The organism is Microbacterium azadirachtae (assembly GCF_025583665.1).
GTDB lineage: Bacteria > Actinomycetota > Actinomycetes > Actinomycetales > Microbacteriaceae > Microbacterium > Microbacterium azadirachtae.
Genome location: NZ_CP099706.1, coordinates 2374433 through 2398905 on the forward strand (window position 1 = coordinate 2374433; position 24473 = coordinate 2398905).

Annotated in this window: 20 protein-coding genes; 12 read left to right on the plus strand and 8 right to left on the minus strand. The window is 72.9% G+C overall.

The features are described from left to right. Positions 1 to 96: 96 nt before the first annotated feature. From NFX31_RS11330 to mtrA, 3 genes are all read right to left on the minus strand, one after another. Positions 97 to 1812 (minus strand): LpqB family beta-propeller domain-containing protein, encoded by a 1716-nt coding sequence (locus NFX31_RS11330; protein WP_045249343.1) that lies wholly within the window; start codon positions 1810 to 1812, stop codon positions 97 to 99. Next, positions 1809 to 3500 carry an MtrAB system histidine kinase MtrB gene (gene mtrB, locus NFX31_RS11335; protein WP_091481982.1) on the minus strand — a complete coding sequence of 564 codons (1692 nt, stop codon included), beginning with the start codon at positions 3498 to 3500 and terminating at the stop codon, positions 1809 to 1811. Before mtrB ends, NFX31_RS11330 begins: the two co-directional genes overlap by 4 nt. A gap of 64 nt (positions 3501 to 3564) precedes the next feature. Beyond that, a complete protein-coding gene (gene mtrA / locus NFX31_RS11340; RefSeq protein WP_045249345.1) occupies positions 3565 to 4245 on the minus strand; it encodes an MtrAB system response regulator MtrA in 681 nt (226 codons plus the stop codon). 200 nt (positions 4246 to 4445) lie between these two features. On the opposite strand from mtrA, the gene NFX31_RS11345 reads away from it, so the two are divergent. The 8 genes from NFX31_RS11345 (at position 4446) to NFX31_RS11380 (ending at position 13874) form a co-directional block, all read left to right on the plus strand. Continuing rightward, on the plus strand, positions 4446 to 5819 hold the full coding sequence (locus tag NFX31_RS11345; RefSeq protein ID WP_045249346.1) for a glycerophosphoryl diester phosphodiesterase membrane domain-containing protein: 1374 nt from the start codon (positions 4446 to 4448) through the stop codon (positions 5817 to 5819). Then, positions 5816 to 6481, plus strand: coding sequence for a DUF4129 domain-containing protein (locus NFX31_RS11350; protein ID WP_262955764.1), 666 nt, complete (start codon positions 5816 to 5818; stop codon positions 6479 to 6481). Before NFX31_RS11345 ends, NFX31_RS11350 begins: the two co-directional genes overlap by 4 nt. Further along, entirely contained in the window at positions 6478 to 7707 is a 1230-nt protein-coding gene (locus NFX31_RS11355; protein WP_262955765.1) for a DUF4350 domain-containing protein, read from the plus strand. The genes NFX31_RS11350 and NFX31_RS11355 overlap by 4 nt, the downstream gene beginning before the upstream one ends. A gap of 134 nt (positions 7708 to 7841) precedes the next feature. Continuing rightward, a complete protein-coding gene (locus NFX31_RS11360; RefSeq protein WP_045251263.1) occupies positions 7842 to 8765 on the plus strand; it encodes an AAA family ATPase in 924 nt (307 codons plus the stop codon). 16 nt (positions 8766 to 8781) lie between these two features. Then, complete coding sequence (locus NFX31_RS11365; protein ID WP_091481992.1) at positions 8782 to 10092, plus strand: DUF58 domain-containing protein; 1311 nt, start codon at positions 8782 to 8784, stop codon at positions 10090 to 10092. Positions 10093 to 10187: 95 nt separating this feature from the next. After that, a complete protein-coding gene (locus NFX31_RS11370) occupies positions 10188 to 10607 on the plus strand; it encodes a Fur family transcriptional regulator (RefSeq protein ID WP_045251148.1) in 420 nt (139 codons plus the stop codon). Positions 10608 to 10701: 94 nt separating this feature from the next. Continuing rightward, the gene (gene katG, locus NFX31_RS11375) at positions 10702 to 12951 is read left to right on the plus strand and encodes a catalase/peroxidase HPI (protein WP_420847410.1); all 2250 of its coding nucleotides are present in this window, start codon (positions 10702 to 10704) and stop codon (positions 12949 to 12951) included. A gap of 143 nt (positions 12952 to 13094) precedes the next feature. Further along, positions 13095 to 13874, plus strand: coding sequence for an aquaporin (locus NFX31_RS11380; RefSeq protein WP_091482006.1), 780 nt, complete (start codon positions 13095 to 13097; stop codon positions 13872 to 13874). A gap of 46 nt (positions 13875 to 13920) precedes the next feature. Here NFX31_RS11380 and NFX31_RS11385 read toward each other — a convergent pair whose 3' ends face one another. Continuing rightward, on the minus strand, positions 13921 to 14913 hold the full coding sequence (locus tag NFX31_RS11385; protein WP_091482010.1) for a stage II sporulation protein M: 993 nt from the start codon (positions 14911 to 14913) through the stop codon (positions 13921 to 13923). Between the two features lie 16 nt (positions 14914 to 14929). On the opposite strand from NFX31_RS11385, the gene NFX31_RS11390 reads away from it, so the two are divergent. Continuing rightward, positions 14930 to 15775, plus strand: coding sequence for an RDD family protein (locus NFX31_RS11390; protein ID WP_262955767.1), 846 nt, complete (start codon positions 14930 to 14932; stop codon positions 15773 to 15775). 20 nt (positions 15776 to 15795) lie between these two features. Here NFX31_RS11390 and NFX31_RS11395 read toward each other — a convergent pair whose 3' ends face one another. Next, positions 15796 to 16002 carry a DUF3499 family protein gene (locus NFX31_RS11395; RefSeq protein ID WP_045251152.1) on the minus strand — a complete coding sequence of 69 codons (207 nt, stop codon included), beginning with the start codon at positions 16000 to 16002 and terminating at the stop codon, positions 15796 to 15798. A gap of 49 nt (positions 16003 to 16051) precedes the next feature. On the opposite strand from NFX31_RS11395, the gene NFX31_RS11400 reads away from it, so the two are divergent. Further along, entirely contained in the window at positions 16052 to 16498 is a 447-nt protein-coding gene (locus tag NFX31_RS11400; RefSeq protein WP_309599119.1) for a hypothetical protein, read from the plus strand. A 51-nt stretch (positions 16499 to 16549) separates the two neighbouring features. Here NFX31_RS11400 and NFX31_RS11405 read toward each other — a convergent pair whose 3' ends face one another. From NFX31_RS11405 to NFX31_RS11415, 3 genes are all read right to left on the minus strand, one after another. Continuing rightward, the gene (locus NFX31_RS11405; protein ID WP_262955770.1) at positions 16550 to 17950 is read right to left on the minus strand and encodes a DUF5719 family protein; all 1401 of its coding nucleotides are present in this window, start codon (positions 17948 to 17950) and stop codon (positions 16550 to 16552) included. Beyond that, on the minus strand, positions 17947 to 21063 hold the full coding sequence (locus tag NFX31_RS11410; RefSeq protein WP_262955771.1) for a glycosyltransferase: 3117 nt from the start codon (positions 21061 to 21063) through the stop codon (positions 17947 to 17949). The genes NFX31_RS11405 and NFX31_RS11410 overlap by 4 nt, the downstream gene beginning before the upstream one ends. Positions 21064 to 21168: 105 nt before the next feature. Continuing rightward, complete coding sequence (locus NFX31_RS11415; protein ID WP_082072361.1) at positions 21169 to 21486, minus strand: WhiB family transcriptional regulator; 318 nt, start codon at positions 21484 to 21486, stop codon at positions 21169 to 21171. 211 nt (positions 21487 to 21697) lie between these two features. Here NFX31_RS11415 and NFX31_RS11420 point away from each other — a divergent pair, with 211 nt between their 5' ends. Continuing rightward, positions 21698 to 23104 (plus strand): O-antigen ligase family protein, encoded by a 1407-nt coding sequence (locus NFX31_RS11420; protein ID WP_262955772.1) that lies wholly within the window; start codon positions 21698 to 21700, stop codon positions 23102 to 23104. After that, complete coding sequence (locus NFX31_RS11425; RefSeq protein ID WP_045251155.1) at positions 23101 to 24396, plus strand: O-antigen ligase family protein; 1296 nt, start codon at positions 23101 to 23103, stop codon at positions 24394 to 24396. Before NFX31_RS11420 ends, NFX31_RS11425 begins: the two co-directional genes overlap by 4 nt. The last annotated feature ends 77 nt before the right edge of the window (positions 24397 to 24473 follow it).

Here is a 24473-nt window from a genome sequence, read left to right on the forward strand (position 1 = left end):
CCTGCGAGCATGGACCGGTCCGGCTCGCGTCCCCGGCGCCCGACAGCGATCGGTGCACAGCGCCTCCGGCGCGGCAGCTGTGCGGAACGCTGCCGCTCAGCCGGTCGCCTGGCCGCCGAGCTGCACGGCCAGGACCTTGACCCCGCTGCCCTCCTGCTGCCAGTTGGGGCCGCTGCGCTGGTACAGCACGCCCCCGCCGAGCACCCGGACGTTCGCGGTCGGAGACCCCGGCGCCACGGTCTGGGCCGCATCCGGCGCGTCCACCGTCTTGGCGGGCCCGCCGACCTGCTGCTCGCGCAGCACCACGTTGGATCCGTCGACGCCGAGGATCCCGACGGTCGAGTCGTCCAGCCAGGCCACGTCCGCGGCGCCCGAGGGCCACGAGATGACGTTCGGCGCGCCCAGGGCGGACGGCGCTCCCCGGTCGTCGCGGGTGATCGCGAAGACCTCGACCCGGAACTGGCCCCCTGCGACCACGGCCATGGCGAGGCGCGAGCCGTCCCTGCTCACGGCGAACGACGTGACCTGCGCGGCGTCCTGCGGGCCGCCGACGGGCCGGGCGTTCCCTCCGGACGCCGGCCACGCCTCGATCGAGGCGGGCGCCTGGGCGGGGACCGTCCAGATGTAGCCGAACGGGTCCAGCGTCGGCGCGATGAGACCGGCCCTGCCGTCGATCTGGTCGGTCTTCCCGTCGGAGATCGCGGAGACGACCCCGTCCGCGCCCTGCACGGCGATGCGCTGCGCCCCGCTCGCCGCACTGATCGCGGTGACCTGCTGCGGGAACGCCTGCAGCTGCGCGGAGACCCCGCCGATCGCGGCGAGCTCGCCGGCGGCGAGGTAGCCGAAGCCCTTGTCCGTGAGCACGAGGGGCCGTGGGTCGACCGCGGTGGACGCCGGGGACGCCGTCCCGGCGTTCGTGTCGCGACCGCCGATCGTGATCTTCACCTGCAGCACGCCGATGCCGGACAGGCTCCGCTCCAGCTGGGTGCGCATCCGCGCCAGCATGACGGGATCCCGCGTGGGCAGAGCGTCGTTGAGAACGACCTCGGCCACCTGCGACTCCGGAGTCACGGTGTTCCGCGCCAGCGCCACGTCCCCGGTGAACGCGGTGCGCACGCCGTTCGCCAGCCAGGGGCTGGGCTTGCCTGCCACGAGCGACTGCACGATCCTGCTCGCCGTGTTCTCACGCTTCGGGAACCACCGGACGTCGGGCACCAGATAGGTCCACGACGGGTCGAAGTACTGCAGCGCGTACGGTGCGAACACGTCGGCCGCGGCGAACGAGTCCGCGTCCAGCACGATCCCGTCCGGCGCCTGAGCGATCCGCCACTGGCCGTTCTTGTTCTTGGTGAGCGCGAAGGGCAGCTCGGCCGCGCGGCCTGTGGGCTGCCCCGAGTACGCGCCGGTCTCGTCCACGGTGGCCGTCTGCTGCAGCGTCAGGCGCACGGAGGTGGACGTCGTCTGCTTCGTCACCTCGGGGACGTCGAAGCGCCGCTCCGTCGAGCCGGTGTCGATGGTCACCCCTGCATCGGGCTTCCACTTCTGCGCCTCGTCGGGCGTGAGGAACTGCCGGGCGATGCTCCAACTGTCCTTGGGGCTGGACGCGGCGTCGATGAACCCGCGCACGATCTCCTTCGGATCCATCCCGTCCGAAGGCCCCTGCGGCACGAACGCCAGATCCGACCCGCCGCTGTTCTGGTCCGCGGCCAGGCCCGGGCGCACATCGCCGGTGACGGGGAGCGACGCGCAGGCGGTCAGCGCGAGCAGCGTCACCGCGACGGCCGCCGCGTGGACGATGCGTGCGATCCTCATGACTCCTCCTCGGCGTTCTCGGGCTCCTGGCTCGGGGCGCTCGCCGTGCCAGCCGGCGCGATCACGATCGGGTCGGTGCTCACCCCGATCTCCGCGATCGCCTCGACGGGCTCGAGCGGCACCGGCGACGTCCCGTCCAGCGGACGGGAACCGCGCGGCAGCGTGAGCACGAAGTTCGTTCCCTCCCCGGGACGCGACCAGACGGCCAGCGTGCCGCGGTGCAGCCGGGCGTCGCCCAGCGCGATCGACAGCCCGAGCCCGGTGCCGCCGATGGTGCGCTGGCGCGACGGATCCGCTCGCCAGAACCGATCGAAGACCCGCTCCGCGTCCTCGGGCGTCATGCCCATCCCCTGATCGCGCACCCCGACGGCGACCGCGTTCTGGTTGCTGTCCACCGTGATGACGATGGGACGGCCCTCGCCGTGCTCGATCGCGTTGCCGATGAGGTTGCGCAGGATGCGGCGCACCCGCCGAGGATCGAGATCGACCGGGGTGTGACCGCCCGGGGCGACGAAGCGCAGCTCGGTGTCGTGGGTCTGCGCCAGCGGGCGCATCTCGTCGGCCATGTCCTCGGCCAGGTGCGCGAGGCTGATCGCCTCGGTCTCCAGCTGCACGGATCCGGCGTCGTACCGGCTGATCTCCAGCAGGTCGGCGAGCAGCGTGTCGAAGCGGTGCACCTGCGTCTGCAGCAGCTCCGCGGTGCGCGCGGTGGTCGGATCGAACTCCTCGCGGCGGTCGTTGAGCATCTCCGCGGCCAGCCGGATCGTGGTGAGCGGCGTGCGCAGCTCGTGCGAGACGTCGGACACGAACCGCTGCTGGACGAGCGACAGCTCGCCGAGCTCCTTGATCTGCGCCTCGATGCTGTCGGCCATCGCGTTGAACGACCGCCCGAGCGTCGCGAGCTCGTCCTGACCCCGCACGGGCAGGCGCACGTCGAAGTCGCCGCCGGCGAAGCGCGCACTCGTGTCGGCCGCCTCGGTGATCGGGTGCACGACGGTGCGCAGGGCGAACCACGCGATCAGCCCGATCAGCGCGACGAGCACGATGCCCGCCACCCACAAGCTCCCCTGCACGAGCACCAGGGTCTGCTCGGTGTCGGTCAGGTCATAGGCGATGTAGAGGGCGTACGAGCCCGACCCGGAGGCGGTGAGCTGCTGACCCACCAGGATCCCCGCGTGCGTGGATCCGTCGACGTCGCGGAGCGCGATCGGCTGCCACCACTGCTTGGCGCTGTCCTTCGCCACGCGCTGCTGCAGCTGATCGGTCACGAGCTCGTCGCGGCTGAAGCCGCCGAGCGTGAATCCGGCGGATGACGGCCGGGAGTCGAGCGGGAAGACGCCGACCACCCTCGACGAGGAGACGCTCTGGACGGTGTCGCTGACGTCGCGCATCAGGCCGAATACGGCCGTCTGCGTCCCCTGCGTGTTGGCGGAGCTCAGTACCGTCTGCGCCGACTTGGCCGCACGGGACGCGTCGTTGAGCGCCTGGTCCTTGCGCGACTCCCAGAGGTTGTTCTGCACGGCGAGCGCCATGAGCACGCACGTCACCAGCACCGCGACGCTGGTGAGCGCCAGGGCGATGACCAGGGTGCGGAACCGGAGCGACTGGCGCCACAGCCGTGCGAGACGGCGCCCGCTGCGGCGCGCACCGCGCACCGCAGCGTTCGCCAGCGCCACGGTGTTCGTCATCGGCGGACCTTCATCGGCGGGAGGGCTCTGCGGCGGCGGTCGGCGCGGACGGGACCCCGAGGGGTCAGACCACGCTCCCCGCGCGGTAGCCGACGCCGCGCACGGTGGTCACGATGCGCGGGTTGTCCGGGTCGAGCTCGACCTTCGCGCGCAAGCGCTGCACGTGCACGTTCACCAGGCGGGTGTCGGCCTTGTAGTGATACCCCCAGACCTGCTCCAGGAGCATCTCCCGGGAGAACACCTGCTGCGGCTTGGAGGCGAGGGCGACCAGCAGCTGGAACTCCAGCGGGGTCAGCGCGATGGGCGCGCTGCCGCGCCGCACCTCGTGCGCGTCCACGTCGATCGTGAGGTCGCCGATGCGCAGCACCTCGCTCGTGGACTGCGGCGTCGGACGCAGCCGGGTGCGGATGCGGGCGACGAGCTCCTTCGGGTTGAAGGGCTTGACCATGTAGTCGTCGGCGCCGACCTCGAGTCCGCGCACGACGTCCGCGGTGTCGCTGCGCGCCGTGAGCATGATCACGGGGACGCCCGACTCGGCACGGATCCGCGTGCAGATCTCGATCCCGTCCATGCCGGGCAGCATCAGGTCCAGCAGCACGAGGTCGGGACGCTGCGCGCGCCACTCGTCCACGGCCTTGGCGCCGTCCGCGCAGAACACGGGCTCGAAGCCCTCCGTGCGCAGCACGATTCCGATCATCTCGGCCAGAGCCGTGTCGTCATCGACCACGAGGATGCGTGAGGTCATGGGCGGGCAGTCGTCTTTCGGATCTCGCGGTGTTCGGATCTTCTGTGACGTGCGGGCGCGTACCGGCGCCCCCACGTCGGTCCAGCGTACTTCACCGCCCGCCGAAGTGGCCCGAGCAGCCGCGCCGGCGCCTTTCGCGCCGTCCTCCCGAGCCCGTCGGCGGTGTGACACGATGGAGCGACACGCGAACCGGAGGACTCGTGAGCCAACCCAGCTGGACCCCTGCTCCCAAGCCCGGCCTGATCCCGCTGCGCCCCCTCGGCTTCGGCACGGTGCTGGGCAAGTCGTTCGCCGCGCTCCGGCACAACCCCAAGGTCCTGTTCGGGTTCGCGGTCGTCGTGCAGCTGGTCGTGATGCTCGTGGTCCTGGCCGTGGTCGGCGCCGTCGCATTCACCACGCTGAGCCGGCTCAACACGGTGCGGCCCGGCAGCGACGAATGGACCACCCTGTCATTGGGCTCGATCGCGTTCATCAGCGGCGCGGGTCTGCTCATGGGACTGTTCTCGGTCGCGTTCACCGCGATCGTGCAGGGAGTCGTGGCCGCGGACGTGCGCGCCGCCGTGCTGCGCGAGAACGCGACGCTCGGCGCCCTCTGGGCACGCGTGCGCCCCGCGGCCTGGCGGCTGATCGGCTACACCCTGCTGTACGGCGCGGCCGGCGTCGTCGCCGCCGCGGTGATCCTGGGCGTGCCGTTCGTCGCGGTCGGCCTGCCGACGGGCTTCGACGCCATGGGAACCCTCTTCACCGTGCTCGGGATGCTGTTCGGGATGCTGTGCCTCGTGGTGCTGGCGGCCTGGATCGGCACCAAGCTCATGCTCGTGCCGTCGCTCCTGGTGCTCGAGGGCGCCGGCGTGCGGGACGCGATCGGCCGCTCCTGGCGGCTCACCCGCGGCCGGTTCTGGTTCGCCTTCGGGATCGTCTTCGTGATCGGGGCGATCCTGTGGGTCGTCACGCAGACCATCAGCGTCGTCGGCAACGTCATCACCTCCTTGTTCGGCCCGGTGTTCAACCCCACCGGCATGACGGAGCTCTCGGTGGGCGTGGGCGGCATCGTCGGACTGGTGATCACCCAGGTCCTCATCGTGATCCTCCAGTCGATCGGTGCGGTCGTGCAGTCCACCGCAGGAGCGCTCGTGTACGTCGACTGCCGGATGCGCTACGAGGGACTCGATCAGGATCTGATGGCGGCCATGGAGCGCCGGGCCGCCGGCAACGACGACGGATCCGATCCGTTCCGACCGGATCCGGCACGCGCCGTCCGGACCGGGTTCCGCCCGCCACGGCCCGTACCGCCCTCTCCTCTGCCCCCGGGTCCGGTGCCCGGCTATCCGGCCGCCCCGGGTTATCCGGCGGCTCAGGGCTATCCGGCCGCCCCGGGCTACCCGACGGCTCAGGGCTATCCGACGACTCAGGGCCAGCCCTCCGCACCGTCGCCGTATGTCGCGCCGGCGCCCTACACCGCGCCGGCCGCTCCTCCGCCGCCGCCCGTCGCGCCGATCCCGCCCGCGCAGGAGAGCCCGTGGACGCCGTCGCAGGACGAAGGCTGGGCCGCGCCGGGATCCGATCGCCCATGATCGTCTCCTCCGTCCTCGTGGCGCTCGCCTCCACGCCGCTGATCCCCGACGGGGACGGCGCGCGCGAGCTCGCGGAGAAGGAGCTCGCCAAGCCCGAGTACCAGGCCGCGAAGCCGACGCTCATCGACCAGTGGGCGCGCGCCGTGGCGGACTTCCTGATCCACCTGTTCACGCCGCAGCGCGGCGCGGACCTGGGTCCGTGGGCCGCGATCGTGATCGGCGTCCTCCTCGTCGCCGTCCTGATCGCGGTGCTGCTGATCTGGGGGCGCCCGCGCCGCTCCCGGGTGCGCAGCTCGCCGTCGGTGCTCCTCGGCTCCGCCGACGACCGCACCGCCGCCGAGCTCCGCGCCGACGCCGACCGTGCCGCCCGCGAGGAGGACTGGGCTGAAGCGATCGTGCTGCGCTACCGCGCCGTCGCCCGGTCGCTCATCGAGCGCGACCTCATCGCCCCGGCACCGGGCGCGACGGCTCAGACGATCGCCCGCGAGGCCGTGGCGCCCTTCCCCGCCGAGAGCGACGCGCTGCATGAGGCGGCCGTCGCGTTCGACGACGTGCGCTACCTCGGCCACCCGGGCTCCGCCGAGCTGTACCGCGCACTGGTGCAGACGGACGAACGGCTGCGCTCCCAGCGCCCCGTGCCGATCGAAGCGGTGCCCGCGTGACCGCGGCACCGCCCGCGGCGCCGGCGCGCGTCCCGAAGCATACGGACGCGGACCCCGCGCCGTCCGGCACGCTCGTGCGGATCCCCGGCCGGCTGCGCCGCGCCCTGGGCTGGGTCCTCGTGATCGTCCTCCTCCTCGCCGTCGCCACGGCAGGACTGCTGCTCTCCGCGCCGACCGCGGCACAGCGCGACAGTCTGGATCCGGAGCGACCGGGGCCGGGCGGCATGCAGGCGCTCGCCCAGATCCTGCGGCAGCAAGGGGTGACCGTCGACGTGGTGCGCAGCCGCGCCGAGGCCGCGCGCAAGCTCGACGGCCAGACCACCCTCGTGATGAGCGACCCCTTCCCTCTCACGGATGCCGCCGTCACCGAGCTGACCGACGCAGCGAGCGATGTGGTGCTGGTGTCGGCGAGCGGGCGGATGCTGCGCCTGCTCGACCTCGGCGACTACGCGTTCTCGTCGGCCCCGCCGACGGTGAGCGCCGGGTGCGACGTGCCGTCGTTCGCGCATGTCGGCACGATCGCGCCCGGGCAGCTCTTCACTCCGGGCGCCGGCGTCACCGCGTGCTTCGGCGATGCGGACGGTGCCGCGGTGCTGATCTCGGAGCACGACGGCCGGCGTCGGGCGATCGTCGACGGCACCGCCCTGCTCACGAACGATCGACTCGCCGAACGCGGGAATGCAGCCCTCGGCCTCGCCCTGCTCGGCACGCGGCCGCACGTGATCTGGTACGTGCCGTCCTTCGACGACTCCGACCGCTCCGACATCGACGTGCCGAAGAGCCTCGCCGACCTCACCCCCGGCTGGGTGACGCCCGTGATCGTGCTCGGCATGATCACGGGGCTGCTCGCCGCCGTCTGGCGCGGCCGCCGTTTCGGCCCGCTGGTCGCGGAGACCCTGCCGGTCACCGTGCGCGCCTCCGAGACGATGCTCGGCCGCGCCCGGCTCACCGCGAAGGCGGCCGACGCCGCCCACGCCGCGGAGGCGCTCCGCGGCGGCGCACTCGCCCGCCTCGCCGCACGCCTGGGGCTCGCCGCCCGCGCGGATCCCGGCGCCGTCGCGGACGCCGCGGCCGACCGGATCCGGGTGGACCGCGCCGCCTGCCGGGCCCTGCTCACCGGGGACCTCCCCGGCACCGACGCCGATCTCGTCCCCTACGCCCGCCGCCTCGCCGAGCTGGAAGCCGCCGTCGAGCACGCCGACCGCATCGAAAGGAGCAGCCCGTGACAGAACGTGAGGGCTTCGACCCGTCCGCCGCCCCGGCCTATCCCCCCGCGCCTCCCGCCCCGCCGAGCGCGCCCTCGGCCCCGGCCGTGCCGACGCCCGCGCCGGCATCGGAGGACGCCGCGCTGCGACAGGCGATGCAGCGCGTGCGCGCCGAGGTCGACAAGGCCGTGGTCGGCCAGGCCGGCACCGTGACCGGTCTGCTGGTCGCGCTGCTCGCCCGCGGACACGTGCTGCTCGAGGGCGTGCCCGGCGTCGCGAAGACGCTGGTGGTGCGCTCCTTCTCCCGCGCGCTGGGCCTGGACACGAAGCGCGTGCAGTTCACCCCTGACCTGATGCCCGGCGACGTCACCGGATCCCTCGTCTACGACGCAAGGACCGGCGAGTTCGAGTTCCGCCGAGGTCCGGTGTTCACCAACATCCTGCTCGCCGACGAGATCAACCGCACGCCGCCGAAGACCCAGGCCGCCCTGCTCGAGGCCATGGAGGAGCGCCAGGTCTCGTCCGACGGCGCGAGCCTGCCGCTGCCCGATCCCTTCCTCGTCGCCGCCACGCAGAACCCGATCGAGCACGAGGGCACCTACTCGCTGCCGGAGGCCCAGCTGGACCGCTTCCTCATGAAGCTCGTCGTCGGCATGCCGGAGCGCGACGCCGAGGTCTCCGTGCTGCGCCGTCACGCCGACGGGTTCTCGCCGCGCGCGCTCACCGACCTGCATCCCGTGGTCACGGCGGAGGAGATCCTCGCCGCGCAGCAGGCGGCAGGACGCGTGCAGGTGACCGACGACGTGCTCGGCTACGTCGTCGATCTCGCGCGCGCCACCCGGCAGTCGCCGTCGGTGCAGCTGGGCGCCAGCCCCCGCGCCTCCACCGCTCTGCTGGCGGCGGCCAAGGCCTGGGCCTGGCTCAACGGATCGAGCGCGGTCACCCCCGATCATGTGCAGACGATGCTGATCCCGGTCTGGCGGCACCGCCTGCAGCTGCGGCCCGATGCCGAGATGGAGGGCGTCTCCGCCGACGCCGTGCTGACGAGCGTCGTGCAGCAGACCCGCGTCCCGATCTGACCCCGGAGACGCCTCCATGTTCCTCACCGGTCGCCTCGTGATCGTCGCCGCCCTCGGCGTCGTGCCGATCGTGCTGCTCGACGCCCTCGGGGTGCCGCCGTGGTCCGTGCTGCTCGGCTGGCTCGCGCTGTGCGCCGTGCTCGTCGGCATCGACGTGCTGCTCGCCGCTCCGCTCGGCGCCCTGCGCATCACGCGGGACGTGCCGAGCCGGGGGCGCCAGCTGGAGCCGGCGACCGCGACGGTGATCGTGCAGAACCTCGGCGAGCGACGGCTGCGGGGAACCCTCCGGGACGGCTGGCAGCCCACCGCGGGCGCGTCGGAGCGGGGCAGGATGCGCCTGGACCTGCCCGCCGGCGAGCGCCGCAGGCTGTCGATCACGCTCCTCCCCCGCCGCCGGGGCGAGCTGTCGAGCGAGTTCATCGCCGTGCGCTCCACGGGTCCGCTGGGCCTCGCCGGTCGCCAGGGACGCCACCGGGTGCGCGGCGCGATCCGGATCCTGCCGCCGTTCACCTCGCGCCGCCACCTGCCCTCCCGGCTGGCGCGCCTGCGCGAGCTCGACGGCAACACGAGCGTGCAGGTGCGCGGTCAGGGCACCGAGTTCGACTCGCTGCGCGAGTACGTCCGCGGCGACGATGTGCGCTCGATCGACTGGCGCGCCACCGCTCGCGCGGGGACGACCATGCTGCGCACCTGGCGTCCGGAGCGCGATCGGCACGTCGTGATCCTGATCGACACCGGACGCACGGCGGCGGCAAGGGTCGGTGACGGCACACGGCTGGACGCGGCGTACGAGTCGGCCCTGCTGCTGGCCGCGCTGGCGCAGCGTGCGGGCGACCACGTGCACCTGCTGCTGTTCGACCGCACCGTGCGTGGGCGGGTCAGCGGGGTCGACGGCCCCGCGCTGCTGCCCGCGCTGTCCGACGCCATGGCCCCGGTGCACGCCCGGCTCGTCGACACCGACTGGGGCGCGGCGTTCGCCGCGATCCGCACGGTGACGACCCGCCCGTCGCTGATCGTGGTGCTCACCGCGCAGGACGCCGTGGAGAGCGCCCGCTCGTTCCTGGGCGCGTTCCCGACCGCCTCCCGCGCCACGACGATCCTCGTGGGCTCCGCGACCGACGTCGCGATCGCCGACCTCGCGCGTGCCCGCGATTCCCGGGAGGACGTGTACCTCGCCGCCGCGGCCGAGCGGACGCTGGCCGACGCCGCCCGCGTGGCCGACGCGATCCGCCGCGCCGGGGCCGAGCCGCTCGCCGCGGATCCCGAGGACCTCCCGCCGCGCATCGCCGACCGCTACCTCGATCTGAAGGCCGCGGGCCGTCTCTGAGCGCGCGGCGTCCGCCGGGGCGGGATTCCTCGGCGACGACACGCCGACCCGCGCCCGTTTTCCTGAATCATTCAGGAAAAGGCTACGGTGGAGGCATGGACACCTCGGCGATCATCCGCGGCGCGGGACTGCGCGTCACGGTGCAGCGCATCGCCGTACTGCAGGCGCTGGCCCTCGCCCCGCACAGCTCGGCGGACCGGATCCACAACGCGGTCGCGGGTGCGGACATCGCGCTGCCGACCGTGCACGCGATCCTCGGGGATCTGGCCACGGCGGGCATCGTCCGCCGTGTGAGCCTGCCCGACGCCGACCGCGCGCTGTTCGAGGTGGAGCCGGACGACAACCATCACCACATGCAGTGCGTGCGGTGCGGACGCCTGGAGGTCGTCGCGTGCGCGGTCGGGGCGTCGCCGTGCCTGCATCCCTCCGAGGACCACGGGATGCGGCTGCTCGAGGCCTCCGTCACCTACCGCGCGATCTGCGCCGCCTGCGACGAGGTGCACGACTCCGCGTGACCGAGACGCACGCCGACCGCCGCCGGGGAACCGTCTCCGGGGAGCGGTGATCGGCGCGCCAGAAAAGCCACCCAGAAGAGAGAAAGGATCTGCCTTGTCTGACACGAACGCTGCCGCGACCCGCACAGCATCCCAGAACACCGCGGAATGCCCCATCGATCACGCCGGCCGAGGAGCGGCACGCCCCGCGGGCGGCCGCACCGGCAACACCGACTGGTGGCCCGAGCGCCTCAACCTGCGCCAGCTCGCGAAGAACCCCGCGGTCGGCGACCCGCACGGCGAGGACTTCGACTACCGCGCCGCTTTCGCGACCCTCGACCTCGACGCGGTCAAGAAGGACATCGCGGCCCTCCTCACCGAGTCGCAGCCCTGGTGGCCCGCCGACTTCGGCAACTACGGCCCGCTGATGATCCGGATGGCGTGGCACTCCGCGGGCACCTATCGCGTCTTCGACGGCCGCGGTGGCGGCGGCACCGGTCAGCAGCGGTTCGCGCCGCTGAACAGCTGGCCCGACAATGTCGGCCTGGACAAGGCCCGCCGCCTGCTCTGGCCGGTCAAGAAGAAGTACGGCAAGGCGCTGAGCTGGGCCGATCTGATGATCCTCGCCGGCAACGTCGCGCACGAGGAGATGGGCATGCCCACCTTCGGCTTCGCGGGCGGCCGCCCCGACGTGTGGGAGCCGGACGACGACGTGTACTGGGGATCCGAGAAGATCTGGCTCGACTCGAGCGCCCGCATCAGCACCGACGAGCAGGGCGAGCGCTCGCTCGAGAAGCCCCTCGCCGCCACGATGATGGGCCTCATCTACGTGAACCCCGAGGGACCGGAGGGCAACCCCGACCCGCTCCTCGCCGCGAAGGACATCCGTGAGACGTTCGGCCGCATGGCGATGAACGACGAGGAGACGGTCGCCCTCATCGCCGGCGGTCACACGTTCGGCAAGACGCACGGCGCGGCCCCCGAAGCCGGCAACGTCGGAGAGTCGCCCGAGGGCGCTCCGATGGAGCAGATGGGCCTCGGCTGGAAGAGCAGCCACGGCGCCGGCCACGGCAACGACACCATCGGATCCGGACTCGAGGTCACCTGGACCTACCACCCCACCCGCTGGGACAACGAGTTCTTCCACATCCTCTTCGCCTACGACTGGGAGCTCACCACAGGGCCCGGCGGCGGCAAGCACTGGAAGCCGGCCGACGGCGCCGGATCCGACATGGTGCCCGAGGCGCACGGCGAGGGCCGCCGCGAGCCGCGGATGCTCACCACCGACCTCGCGCTGCGCGAGGACCCGTTCTACCGGGAGATCTCGCTGCGCTTCAAGGACGACCAGGCCGCGTTCACCGACGCGTACAGCCGGGCGTGGTTCAAGCTCACGCACCGCGACCTCGGCCCGAAGAGCCGCTACCTCGGACCCGAGGTTCCCGCAGAGGACCTGCTGTGGCAGGACCCCCTGCCCGCGCACACCGGAGCCCTGATCGGCCCGGCCGAGATCGCCGACCTCGAGCAGCGGATCGCGGCGACCGGGCTCAGCGTCTCGGACCTCGTCTCCACCGCCTGGGCCGCCGCCGCGTCGTTCCGCGGCAGCGACAAGCGCGGCGGTGCGAACGGCGGCCGGATCCGCCTCGAGCCGCAGCGCAGCTGGGAGGTCAACCGGCCTGCCGAGCTCGCCCGCGTCATCGCGGCGCTCGAGGGCGTGCAGGAGGCGTTCAACGCCGCCGGCGCAGCGCAGGTGTCGTTCGCCGACCTGGTGGTGCTGGCGGGCAACGTCGGCGTGAAGCAGGCCGCGGCGGCCGCGGGGCGCGCCGTCGAGATCCCGTTCACCCCCGGGCGCACCGACGCGACGCAGGAGCAGACCGACATCGAGTCGTTCCAGTACCTGAACCCGCAGGCCGACGGCTTCCGCAACTACGTCAGCGACGTGGCGCGCGCGATCCCCGCCGAGGTGCTGCTCGTGGACCGGGCGGGTCTGCTCACCCTGTCCGCGCCGGAGATGACCGCCCTCGTCGGCGGACTGCGCGTGCTCGGCACGAACTGGGACGGATCCCCCTACGGCGTGCTCACGCACACCCCCGGCGTGCTCACGAACGACTACTTCGTGAACCTGCTGGATCTGAACACGACCTGGAAGCCGCTGGATCCCGGATCCCACGCGTTCCAGGCGACGGACGACGCGACCGGCGAGAAGACCTGGCTGGGCACCCGCGCCGACCTCGTGTTCGGCTCGAACTCCGAGCTCCGCGCGCTGGCCGAGGTGTACGCCAGCGACGACGCCCAGGAGAAGTTCGTGGACGACTTCGTGAAGGCGTGGGTCAAGGTCGCCGAGCTCGACCGCTTCGACGTGCGCTGATCCCGCGAGCCCACCGCAGCGCGAACGCCCGACGGCCCGTCCCGATCCCGGGGCGGGCCGTCGGCGCTGCGGTGCCGCGCACGGCTTCGCCGGTAGTGTCGCTGAGGGCGGCGCCCGCCCGGCGCCCGACAGCAAGGAGTCCCATGTCCCGCATCGAATCGCCCGCGGCGCCGGCGTCCCCGCTCCCCGCTCGCCTCGTCGCCGAGGGGCTCGGGACGTTCCTGCTGGTCGCCGCCGCGATGGGCACGGCCCTGTTCGCATCGAACCACTTCACCGACCCCGGAGCGCAGGGGGCGATCTACCTCGCCGTCGCGCTCGCCGTCGGGCTCTCGGTGCTCGTCGGCGTCTACGCCTTCGGGCCGATCTCGGGCGGCCATTTCAATCCGGCCGTCACGCTCGGCGCCGCCGCGGCCGGCCGCATCCCGTGGAAGGACGCCGGGCCGTACGTGGTCGCGCAGTGCGTCGGCGGCGTCGTCGCCTCCACGGTGCTCACCCTGATCGGCACGTTCGGCCCGGAGGGCTGGCTGCCCCGCGCACAGGACGCGGGCTTCGCGAGCAACGGATGGGGCACGCTGTCCCCCGGCGGCTTCGGCGCGTGGGCCGCGATCATCGCCGAGGTCGTCTTCACGGCGCTGTTCCTGTTCGTGATCCTCGGCGTCACCCACCCGGTGCGGGGCACGCCGTTCGCCGGGGTCGCGATCGGCTTCACGCTCACCCTGGGCGTGCTGGCGACGCTGCCGATCGACAACGCCTCGCTGAACCCCGCCCGCTCTCTGGCGACCGCGATCTACGGCGGCGTCGGGCCGCTGCTGCAGCTGTGGGTGTTCCTGGTCTTCCCCGTCGTCGGCGCGCTGATCGCAGGGTTCACCTACCGCGCCCTGTTCGACGTTCCCGTCGACCGGGGATCCCGCCCCTCGAGCTGACCACGCCGCGACCACCCCGGCAGGGGGCGAGCGCCGGATCCGGTTCTCAGCCCGCGACGAGCGTCGGCGTGCCCGCCTCGAACTCCGTGAGATCGCCGGTCTCCCCGAGCCGCTGCGCACGTCGACCCACGATCAGCATGTAGGCGAGGAAGACGGCCAGCGCGAGGGCGCCGATCCCGATCTTCACGGGCCACGGCAGGCCCCATCCGGTCACGAAGCCCTCGACGAGGCCGGAGAGCCCGAGCGCGAACACGAGTCCGAGCGCCACCGTGCCGAGCGATCGTCCGGCGGAGGCGAGCGCCTCGCCCCGGCCGCGCTCCCCCGGCACCAGCCATGCCCAGAAGATGTGCAGGCCCGCCGCCGCGGCGACGAAGATGCAGGTGAGCTCGAGCATCCCGTGCGGCAGCAGATACAGCACCACCACGTCGCCGCGACCGTAGGCGAACATGACGCCGACGGCGAGGCCGACGTTCACGGCGTTCTGCATGAGCACGACGATGGGCCAGATCCCCGTGATCCCGAACAGCACGCACTGCGCGGCGATCCAGGCGTTGTTGGTCCACACGAGGCCCGCGAACGTCGCGGCGGGGTTCTCCGTGTAGTACTCGGTGAAGGCGTGGTCGACGTAGTACTTCAGGTCGGCCTTGGACCCGAGGGCCGCGACGAGCGCCGGATCCGAGGTGATCCACACGGCCACCACGACGATGACGGCGAGGCTGGCGAGCGCGATCACCAGGGTGGTCCACCGGAGGCGGTACAGCGCCGCGGGGAGCTGACGCGTGAAGAAGCGCCCTGTCTGGCGCAGCACGTTGTCGCTCTGCCCGGTGAGCCGCAGCCGCGCCCGGGCGAGGATCGTCGAGACGTGCGCGCTCTGCGGCGAGGATCCGACGGAGCTGCGCAGATCGGCGAGATCCGCCGAGGCCGCGCGGTAGCGGGTGATCAGCTCGTCGACCCCGGCGCCGTCCAGACGCTGCCGGCTGAGGTCGTCCAGGCGCGCCCACTCGCGGCTCCTGGCATCGGCGAGTGCGTCGGCGTCCACCTGCTTTACTGTACTCATGTCGGATGCCCTGCCCTCGAGCACGGCCGCGAGCGCGCACTCCGCGGCCCTCGACCGCGACGACGAGGTGCTCTCCGGCGAGGCCGTCGCGATCGAGGTGCAGCCGGTGGGGCTCTTCCTCCGGGCCCTGGGCGCGCTGATCGACGGGGCCCTGTGCTGGGCGATCTATCTCGGCTACATCGCCGTGCGTCTCTGGCTGATCGTCACGATCGCCGACTCCGCACTCGACCGGATCCTGGGCGTCCTGGCCCTCGTCACCGCGTTCCTCGTCGTGCCCTGCGCGATCGAGACCTTCACCCACGGACGCAGTCTCGGCCGGCTCGCGGTGGGCGGGCGCATCGTGCGCGTCGACGGCGGCGCCGCCGGCTTCCGCCACGCCTTCATCCGCGCGCTCGTCGGCGTGTTCGAGACCTATATGACCTTCGGCGCGGTCGCGTTCCTCACCGGGGCTTTCACCGCCCGCTCGCAGCGCCTGGGCGACCTCGTCGCCGGCACGTACTGCCAGAAGGTGCGCACGCCGCGGCTCTCGCCCCGGCCGATCGCGATGCCCCCCGGCCTGGAGGCGTGGGCGGCGATCGCCGACGTCGCACGCATGCCCGACCGGCTCGCCCGGCGGATCTCGCAGTTCCTGGACAGCGCGCCGCAGCTGCTCCCGGCTGCCCGCGCCCGGATCGCGCAGGAACTGCTCGCCGAGGCGTCCGCCTTCATCTCACCGGTCCCCGCCGCCCCGCCGGAGGTCGTGCTGGTCGCCGCGACCGTGCTGCGCCGCGAGCGGGAGAGCCGTGCGCTGCGCCTCGCCGACGAGCGGGTGCAGAAGCTCAGCGGCCTCGACGTCGGAGTCTGAGGATCCGACCCGCGGGCCGGTCAGGCCTGCAGGGTCTCATGCCGCACGACGATCCAGCCGGTGGGCACGGAGAGGCGCTCGGCGTGGATCGCGCACAGATCGTGCGCGTGCGGGTCGTTCTCGACGCCGAGGGGCCCCAGGGCCGCCATCTGGTCGCCGTAGTCGTAGGTGAGGGTCGCCACGGCCTCGCGCGCGCAGCCCACCTTGGAGCAGAGTCGTCCGTACATCCCTTTCAGGGTAGCCGCGGACCTCTCGCCCGCCGCTTAGACTTGCCGCATGCGTCGCGCTCGTGGACCCCGTCGTGCCGCCGTCGCGCCGCGTCGGGGAGACCGGCACGGCCGCCACGGGCGGCTCGGCCGCAGCTCGGTGGTGCGGCCGCCGCTCCCCCCGCTCGACGGCCGGCTCGACACGTTCGACCTGCACGTCGGATCGGCGGTCGAGCTGCTCCGATCGATGTGGCCGGATCTGCGACCCGTGCGCATCGAGATCGCTGCGATGCCGTCGCACTCCGACGCCGACGGGCTGCCCCGGTGGCTCATCGACACCGCCGCGCAGCGCATCGTGCTGTTCCGCGTGCCGATCGAGCGGCTGCTCGAGCCCGGTCATGACGACGCCGCCCATCGCAGGATCGCGATCGAGGGGGCCGTCTTCCGCGCGGCCGCGCAGTACATCGGCCGCGAGCCCTGGGAGATGGATCCGCGGGGCTTCGACACGGACGAGTGACCCGGCCCGACGACCCCGGTCTTCACAGCACCACCGGGGCCATCGACGCGATCAGCGCTGGTACACGGTGACGGGCGCCGCCGCCGCGTCCGCGGCCCACACCGGATATCCGGCGAGGCGTCCGATGCCCGAGTACGCCACGGCTGCGCGCACGGCGGTCGGCGACGTCAGCGTGTAGGTGGTGGAGCCGGTGAGGGCGATCGTCGCCCCGCCGCCGGGCTTCAGCGCGACGCTCTGCGCCTTGCCGCCGGAGACCGGGGCGATCTGCACCGTCGTCGCCTGATCGGAGGCGTTCTGCAGGTGCAGCTGGGGAGCGGGGCCGTCGGCCACCGCGAACGCCGTCTCCCCGGTGATGGTCGGCGCGGGCGTCATCCAGGCGAAGTCGGACCCCTTCACGAAGCCGGTCGTCTGCCAGGCCGCCGCGACGACGGGCGCCGTCGCCGACACGTCGATGCCGTACAGCCCGGGCTTGAGGGCGGAGAAGTTCACGGATCCGACCTGGCCCGCGGTGAGCTTCACGGTCTTCGGCTCGCCGACCTTGGACCCGTCGGCGGCGTTGCGCGGCTGCAGCGTGACCGTGGCGTCCGCATCCGGGGACAGCAGACGCACCGCCGTGGAGGCGTTGTCGTCGTCGGAGGAGCCGACCACGGCGCGCACTCCCAGCAGGGAGAAGTCCTTCAACGGCTGGGCGATCGCGTCCTGCACGTCGACGCCCACCGGGTCGAGGATCCGGATCAGGCTCGACTGCAGCGCCGCGCGCACGGGGGCGCCGCTGGAGGTCACCTTCACGACCGGGCTGCTCTCCCCCGCCGATCCGGCGACGAGCGGCACCGTCGACTGGGTGTGCGGAGGAACGACGAGCTCGGACGAGTGCGTGCCGCCCTGCGACCCGTACTCCGTGAAGACCACGTTCGCGGGGACGGCACCGGGGTTGGCGATCAGGAGGATGTCGCTCGAGCCGGTGGTTCCGGCACCGCCGACGATCCACGACTCCATGCTGGGCGGACGGCAGGCCGAGGCGGCGAAGCCGGCGAGGTCGTCCGCGGTCACGGTCAGCGATTGGGCCGCCGCGACGAGTGCGGGCTTGCGACCCTCCGGCGCTGCGCTGAATCCGGGCGCCGCCTGGTCGTCCAGGACCCCGGTCATGCCGAGCTCGATCGCGTCGAGGGACGCGGATCCCGCCGCGCCGCGCACGACCTGCGGGGTCGCGGCGACGCTCAGCTGCGACGCCTGCGACGCGTCCCGGCCGAGCGCGAGGAAGGATCCGGCGCAGCTGAGCAGCGTGTCTCCGGCGACCGGTGTGATCGTCGCGTGCTGCGCCGTGTGCTCGACGGTCGGCCAGGCGGCCGGGACCGCGATCACCGCGCCTGCGACGCACGCCGCGGACACGATGGCTCCGGCGACCAGGCGGGCGCCCGTGGCGACCACGCGCGTGGAGGTCCTGCTGCTCATTCGTCGGCCTCCTTCGCGGGCGCGGATCCGGTGCGGGGTTCTGACGCATCGTCGACGTCGACCTCGGTCGCGGATTCCGGCGGCGCGACACCGTCCGTCTCCTCCGCGTCGAGGGGGGCTTCGGTGCTCGTGGTCGACTCCGCCTCGGGCTCCGGCGCCGCCGTCTCCTGCGCGGACGGCGCACTCTGCTCATCCGGCGCCTCACCGGCGGGATCGGCGGACCCGGCGCCGGCGACGGCGGGGATCACGAGCGACTCCGGGGACGTCTTCGGCTTCCGCCGCGGACGCGCCCGCCGCTCCCGTTCGGGCTTGGCCGGACGCGGTGCGCGCTCGGGAAGCACCCCGACCGCGCGCGGGACCGCCCGGGCGGCGCGACGAGACGACCGCGTCGGGATCGACAGGAGGAGGGCGGCGAGCAGCACGATGATCTCGATCGCGACGACGAGCTGTGCCGTCGCGCGCTGCCCGGCCGTCAGTCCCTGACGGGCGGCCGGCGCCGCCTCCATGCGCCAGAGGACGCCGCGGGGCGTCTCGCCGACGCGCACGAAGCCGGTGCGCTGGTCCAGGGCGGTGCCCGCCTGCAGCCGCAGCGAGCGCGCCGCGGAGGTCTCCTTGTCCGCGGCGGACTCCACGAGCACGAAGCGCACGCCGAGGGCGCCGAGTGCCTTGGGCGCATCGAACTGCCGCGCGGAGACCAGGTCGACGGAGAGCTCGGTGAGATCGACGCCCTGCGGGGCGGTCGCCGTGCTCACCATCGTGGCCTGCGCGCCCAGGGTCGCACTCGCGCCCCAGACGACGGTGGTGCCGAGCGCGCCGCTCGGCTGAGCGGTCAGCACGAGGGTGCCGAGTTCGCGGTCCCCCCGCGCCTGCGCGCTGACGTAGGCCGGAAGCGTGGTCAGCTCTCCGCGGTGGATCGTCGCCTCACCCGTGACCAGGGAGACGCCGGTCGGCACGGCGCACACCACGACTCCCGCGGCGGCGACCAGGGCCGCCAGCCCTCGCCACGTCGGGCGCGTGATGGCGCAGTCGAGTGTGACCAGTGCACCGCCGAGCACGCCGATCCAGGCGAGGCTCAGCGCGGATCCCGGCCAGATCGGCACGGCCTGGGACTGCGTGAACGCGACCGCGATGCCCACGACCGCGAACGCCGTCGCAAGACCCGTGGCGGCGACGAGCAGGGATCCGATCCCGACGCTCCAGCGCCGCGTGATCGTCGAGACGACGGCCAGCACGCCGAGGGGCGCGGCGAGCCAGAGCACCCAGGGCGCGCCGTGCGCGTGCAGCAGGGCGGGCCAGCCCGCCTGGTCCATCGTCGGCAGCCCGCCGAGCAGCGCAAGGCGCCCTGCCGCATCCGCCGTCGCCTGGGGTGCCGCGAGGATCGCGCCGGGGTCGGACAGGAGCGCCCAGAGCGTTCCGCGCGCCGCCTGCCAGATCGCGAGCGGAGCGAAGACGACCACGGACGGCACGAGCACCCAGACCATGCGCACCGCGCCGCGCACCCGACGCAGCACCAGCAGCCACACGATCGCGATCAGCCACAGCAGCACGAACGCCGGAGCCAGCGAGGGGGCGCAGGCGAGGCTCGCCGCCGTCAGCAGCGACGCAGCTCCGGCGGCTCCCCAGGAGCGCTGCGCGACGAGCACGGTGTGGAAGACCCACGGCAGCAGCAGGTGCAGCAGGACGGCGGCGGGGCGGCCGTCTGCGAGGGCGATGAGGAAGGTCGGCGCCAGCGCCCACACCGTCCCCGCGAGGATGCGCAGGCCGGGGCGATCCGTGATCCGCGTGGCCGCGAACCAGCCGCCGAGCATCGCGAGCGGGAGCGCCGCGACCCAGAGCAGAACGAGGGAGAACGACGGCGCGCCCGGCCACAGCGACCCGAGAACGGCCAGCACCCCGGAGAACGGATCGGCCGGGCCGACCACCCCCACTCCGAAGCCGCGCTGCCCGTAGGCGGCATCGCGCCACAGCGCTGCGACGGTCTCGCGCAGGGGCAGCAGCGCTCCCCCGCCGAGGGCGGGCCACGCCAGCAGCGAGGCGAAGAGCGCGACGCCGGCCACCAGCGCCGCCAGCACCGCCCATGCACCGCCGCCGGAGAAGAAGCCGAGCTCCTCGTGCACACCGGCCTCGGTGCCGTGTCCGTCGTCGAGGTGCTGGCGCAGCTGCGCGCGCGTCATGCGGAGCGGCGCGATGCTCGCCCAGGACGCGCTCCGGTCGGCCTTGATCGCCCGCCGCGACCGGGCCACGGCGGATCCGGAGACCATCGCGACGCCGGCCGCGCCCCACTCCGGCAGCACCGCTGCCGGGCGCTTGCCGGTGAGGTGCGTGATCGAACGCCACAGCGCCAGCGGGAGCAGGGACAGCCAGTGCAGCGGGACCGCTGCCGCGGGCGCGTAGCTGAGGCGCCGGTGCAGCTGCGCGCGCCGCCGGGCGTACGCGTCCGCGGCCGTGCCTTCGCCGGTCGTGTCGTCGACGGCGATCCGCGCACCGGGGGCGAGCACGATGCGCGCGCCGGCGAGGCGCGCCCTGACACCGAGATCGAGTCCTTCGTCGCGTCCGCCCAGGCCCGGATCCGGGCGCAGTCCGCGGCCGGCGCGGATGAGGAGTCCGCGCACGTCGGCGCCCAGCGTGTCGTCCTGACCGTCGAGCTGGCCCTGGTCGAGCTCGCCGCGCGCCGGGTCGACGGCACGGCCGAGCCGCGTCATGCTCTGGCCGAACGAGGCGATGCGGTGCTCGTCGACATCGCTGAGCAGCTTCGGCGCGGCGATCGCCGCGGCCGGAGACCGCTCGAGCGCGCCGGCGAGCTGCTCGAGCGCTGAGGGTGCGGGCGCGCAGTCGTCTGTGAGGATCCACAGATCCGCGTCCTTCGCGACCCGGGGAAGGGCCAGGGCGACGGCGGAGGCGAGGGTCGTGGAGGCCTTCGTCTCGATGACGGCCTCTGCCGACTGCGCGACGCGCACACTGCTGCGCATGGCGGAGGAGGGCCCGCAGGCGACGATCGTCAGCGCGTCGGGCCGACGGGTCTGCGCGGCGAGCGCATCGAGGGCGCGCAGCAGGCGCGCGAGAGAGGTCGACCCCGAACGGGCGACGAGGACGGCGTGTACTCGGGCAGACATGACGGGGTCAGCCTAAGCGGGCGAACCGGACGAGCAGGCTTCCGGCTGGGCGCGTCACCGTTTTCCCGGCGGACGCATCATTCGCGCGAGTCGGGCGCGCCCGCCTCAGACGGCGCGGCGCTTGAGCTTGCGGCGCTCGCGCTCGGAGAGCCCGCCCCAGATGCCGAAGCGCTCGTCGTTGTTCAGCGCGTACTCGAGGCATTCGCCCCGCACGTCGCACGAGGTGCAGATCCGCTTGGCGTCGCGGGTGGATCCGCCCTTCTCCGGGAAGAAGGCCTCGGGATCGGTCTGGGCGCAGAGCGCCTCGCTCTGCCAGGCGAGAGCGTTGTCATCGCCCTCGGTCGGACGGCGAACGCCCGGGACCCCCAACTGGACCGGATCGACGAACCAGTCGTCGGGAACGTCGGAACGGTATGCCGTCATGTCGCCCTCTCCCTCGTTTCCCCCCGGGTGCCCCGCGGGCCGCGTTGCATAACTAATTACACCCGTGTCATTCCCGTGGGTCAAGTCGCGGATCGTAAACCCTCAAGCATCCGTTGAACGTTCTTCGACGCGTTCGGCGTGTCGCGTCGGCGTGTCGGAGACCTGCCCGCGCTCCCGGCGCGCCGAGAGGCGCGCGGTACTCTGAACCACGATGGCGCAGCACTCCCGACTCTCCACGGCACCCCCGCCGAGCGCACCGGCGCGCGAATCCACCGGGCATCTGCTCCTGCGCGCGCACATCGTGCTGCTGCTGTTCGGCGTGTTCGCGCACACCGCCGTCTTCAACCTGCTCGGCGTCGACGGCGCCGCCGTCGTGCTGGGCGTGCTGCTGCTGGGCACGCTCGGACTCGCCGTCCCGCGGATCGCGCTGGCCCGCCCCGCACGATTCCCCTGGCGTCGGCTGCCGTGGGCGGCTCTCGGCTACCTGGCCCTCGCTCTGGTGTCGGTGCTGTGGTCGAGGTGGCCGTCGGCGACGCTGCTCACCTGGACGCTGCAGGCATCCATCACCGTGGTGGCGCTCTTCATCGCGTTCACCCTCAGCTGGCACGAGATCGCGCGCGCTCTGTCCAGCGCGCTGAAGTGGGTCCTCGGCCTGTCGCTCGTCCTCGAGCTGTGGGTCGCGCTCGTGCTCCGACGCCCTCTGCTGCCGTTCTTCTCCGATCTGCCCGCCGGCAAGCCGGATCCGCACTGGTACTGGGTGCGCGGCGATCTCTTCGACGGCGGACGCCTGCAGGGCATCGTCGGGAACTCGAACACCCTGGGCATCCTCTGCGCGATCGCCCTCGTCGTGTTCGCGCTGCTGTACGCGCAGGGGGCCAGGCGCCGGCCGGCGCTGCTGATCTGGATCGCGCTGGCGGCGTTCTTCTTCCTCCGTGCCGGATCCGCGACCGCGTACGCCTCGCTGGCGATCGGCGCGCTGGTGCTCGGCGCGGCACTGCTCTTCCGGCGCGCCCGCAGGCCCGCCCAGCGCACGCGCCTGTACGCGGTGTTCGCCGCGGTCGCGGTCGTCGGGGCCGCGGGGATCTGGTTCGCCCGCAACACGGTCTTCGGGGCGCTCGGCAAGTCCTCGGATCTGACCGGACGCGTCGAGATCTGGCGCAAGGTGTGGGAGCGTGCCGTGCAGCGCCCCGTCTTCGGCAACGGCTTCTCCTCCCCCTGGGTGCCGTGGGACCCGGCGTTCCACGGCTGGATCATCGACCACCGGATCACCGTCTTCATGGCGCACAACATGTGGCTGGACGTGTTCCTGCAGCTCGGCGCGATCGGCGTCGTGCTGATCGCGATCGTCTTCCTCGCGTTCGCCTGGCGGGCGTGGTTCTTCGCGGTCGACCGTCCGCGCTGGGATCTGGTGGACGACCGCCCGTACGCCGCGCTCTCGCTGCTGCCGACGGTGCTCGTCGCGATGCTCCTGGTGCTCGGCCTCGCCGAGTCGACCCCGATCATGCTCTGGGGCTGGCTGCTCGTGATCCTGCTGTCGTTCAAGATGAAGATCTCCCCGTTCGTGGGATCAGGACCCGGCGAGGGCGCACCGCCGCAGTCGCGCCGCCGAACGGCATGACCACTCCGCGGCGGCGCCTGGCGAGGACCCTGTCCTCGGTCGAGATGGCCCGCGCGTACACGACCTGTGCGCTGCTGTCCGTCTTCGGCTCGTACGCGATCGGCGCGTTCACGTCCGCCGCCACCCGCAACACGATCATCGCGGCCCTCAGCGTAATCGGCATCGGGATCCTGTGGGTGCGCCGCGACGAGCTCAGCCCCCTGCGCGTCGCTCCGTCGACGCTGCTCGCCTTCCTCGCCTGGACGCTCGCCAGCACCGTCTGGTCCACCGCCTCGACGGCGACGCTGAAGTCCTGGGCCGCACTCGCGGGCTACGCCGTCATCGCCATCGTCGTCGGCCACATCCGGGACACGCTGCAGACGGTGCGGGCACTGGGCGACGCGCTGCGGATCCTGCTCGCCGCCTCCCTCATCGCCGAGATCATGAGCGGCATCCTCCTGGACATGCCTTTCCCCTTCCTCGGCATCCAGGGACGGCTGGCGACCGGCGGGCCGATCCAGGGCCTCTTCGGCACCCGCAACATGCTCGGGCTCATCGCCGTCATCGCGATCATCACCTTCGTGGTGGAGTGGCGTTCGCAGTCGCTCTCCGCGGCCGTCGCGATCCCCTCGGTCGTCGTCGCCGGGACCCTCGCGCTGTTCTCGGCGTCGCCGACGGTGCTCGTGCTCGCCGCCGTCGTGGGGGTCGCGAGCGTCGCGCTGGTGATGGTGCGCCAGGCTCCCCCGGCGAGGCGCGGACCGCTGCAGTGGACCATCGGCGCCGTGGTGCTCGCCGCGCTCATCGCCGCCGCCGTGTTCCACCAGCGGATCATCGCGGTGCTGGATGCGGGAAGCGACTTCAACACGCGGGTCGACCTGTGGACGACCCTGCTCGGATACGTGCAGCAGCGGCCCGCGCAGGGATGGGGCTGGTTCGGACTCTGGAACGACGATCTGTACCCGTTCAACAGCATCAACTACTTCACCAACGACCACCACGGCAGCGCACTGAACGCGTTCTTCGACACGCTGCTGCAGGTCGGCGGCGGCGGCCTGCTGCTGTTCTGCCTGCTCGGCGGCGTCGCGCTCGTGAGGTCCTGGCTGGTGGCGAGCGTGCGTCGTTCGGTCGTCTACGCCTGGGCTCCGCTGGTGCTCGTGACGCTCGCCGTGGACTCGGTGTTCGAGAGCTTCACCCTCGTCGGCGCGGGCTGGTTCCTGCTCGTGCTGTGCGCGCTGCGGGCCGGGCAGTCGCGCAGCTGGCGGGAGAACATCGACGCCGTGCAGACCAGCTCCACTCCGCTGCCGGATCGCTGAGGCTCCGCGGCGCGCGCACGCGCGCAGGGACGTGGGAGGTTCGGCGGGTAGGCTGGAAGGGCCCCCTCACCCTCTCT

Excerpts from the sequence above, each read along its gene's own strand:
- NFX31_RS11330 (WP_045249343.1), bottom strand. The coding sequence starts at position 1,812 with ATGAGGATCGCACGCATCGTCCACGCGGCGGCCGTCGCGGTGACGCTG.
- mtrB (WP_091481982.1), bottom strand. The coding sequence starts at position 3,500 with ATGACGAACACCGTGGCGCTGGCGAACGCTGCGGTGCGCGGTGCGCGC.
- mtrA (WP_045249345.1), bottom strand. The coding sequence starts at position 4,245 with ATGACCTCACGCATCCTCGTGGTCGATGACGACACGGCTCTGGCCGAG.
- NFX31_RS11350 (WP_262955764.1), top strand. The coding sequence starts at position 5,816 with ATGATCGTCTCCTCCGTCCTCGTGGCGCTCGCCTCCACGCCGCTGATC.
- NFX31_RS11360 (WP_045251263.1), top strand. The coding sequence starts at position 7,842 with ATGCAGCGCGTGCGCGCCGAGGTCGACAAGGCCGTGGTCGGCCAGGCC.
- NFX31_RS11365 (WP_091481992.1), top strand. The coding sequence starts at position 8,782 with ATGTTCCTCACCGGTCGCCTCGTGATCGTCGCCGCCCTCGGCGTCGTG.
- NFX31_RS11370 (WP_045251148.1), top strand. The coding sequence starts at position 10,188 with ATGGACACCTCGGCGATCATCCGCGGCGCGGGACTGCGCGTCACGGTG.
- NFX31_RS11380 (WP_091482006.1), top strand. The coding sequence starts at position 13,095 with ATGTCCCGCATCGAATCGCCCGCGGCGCCGGCGTCCCCGCTCCCCGCT.
- NFX31_RS11390 (WP_262955767.1), top strand. The coding sequence starts at position 14,930 with ATGTCGGATGCCCTGCCCTCGAGCACGGCCGCGAGCGCGCACTCCGCG.
- NFX31_RS11395 (WP_045251152.1), bottom strand. The coding sequence starts at position 16,002 with ATGTACGGACGACTCTGCTCCAAGGTGGGCTGCGCGCGCGAGGCCGTG.
- NFX31_RS11400 (WP_309599119.1), top strand. The coding sequence starts at position 16,052 with ATGCGTCGCGCTCGTGGACCCCGTCGTGCCGCCGTCGCGCCGCGTCGG.
- NFX31_RS11405 (WP_262955770.1), bottom strand. The coding sequence starts at position 17,950 with ATGAGCAGCAGGACCTCCACGCGCGTGGTCGCCACGGGCGCCCGCCTG.
- NFX31_RS11410 (WP_262955771.1), bottom strand. The coding sequence starts at position 21,063 with ATGTCTGCCCGAGTACACGCCGTCCTCGTCGCCCGTTCGGGGTCGACC.
- NFX31_RS11415 (WP_082072361.1), bottom strand. The coding sequence starts at position 21,486 with ATGACGGCATACCGTTCCGACGTTCCCGACGACTGGTTCGTCGATCCG.
- NFX31_RS11420 (WP_262955772.1), top strand. The coding sequence starts at position 21,698 with ATGGCGCAGCACTCCCGACTCTCCACGGCACCCCCGCCGAGCGCACCG.
- NFX31_RS11425 (WP_045251155.1), top strand. The coding sequence starts at position 23,101 with ATGACCACTCCGCGGCGGCGCCTGGCGAGGACCCTGTCCTCGGTCGAG.